Annotated in this window: 1 protein-coding gene; it reads right to left on the bottom strand. The window is 52.7% G+C overall.

From position 1 onward, the window contains the following. Window positions 1-92 precede the first annotated feature (92 nt). Window positions 93-438, bottom strand: a 346-nt coding sequence (locus ACJY2L_RS20720; protein WP_439351312.1) for a hypothetical protein, incomplete at its 5' end; no start/stop codon positions are given.

Raw genomic sequence — 438 nt, 5'->3', positions numbered from 1 at the left:
TTGGGTTTTGGGTTTTGGGTTTTGGGTTTTGGGTTTTGGGTTTTATTTAGAATTTGAGGTTTTATTCAGAATTTGAAGTTTTATTTAGAATTTCATCTTTTATCTTTTCGATTTTGACCTGGGTTTTGACCTTTAGAGGCATCACAAACGCCGAGGGAAAAGCGTTTTCCAGGATGAGCCGCAGGGATGCGGCGAGAGGGCGCGCTGAGCCGGGAGCGAATCGCGTCCGGTCCGTCAGGAAAACGCTTTTGCTGAGGGCACCCACGAAGTGGGCGGTTGTGTTTGCCGGATAGCGCGGGTGCAGGGCCGGGGCGACTGCCGGCCCTGCTCGGGCTGCCTTCAGGCAGAACGAAATGGCCTTTGACCTGGCCTTTAAACAGGCCGCCTGCAAGGCAGAACGAAATGGCCTTTGACCTGGCTTTTAAACAGCCAGCCTGC

This window comes from Duffyella sp. Ts4 (assembly GCF_051851875.1).
Taxonomy (GTDB): domain Bacteria; phylum Pseudomonadota; class Gammaproteobacteria; order Enterobacterales; family Enterobacteriaceae; genus Duffyella; species Duffyella gerundensis.
The sequence above is the reverse complement of the archived record's forward strand: the minus strand, read 5'-3'. Positions and strand labels throughout refer to the sequence as shown.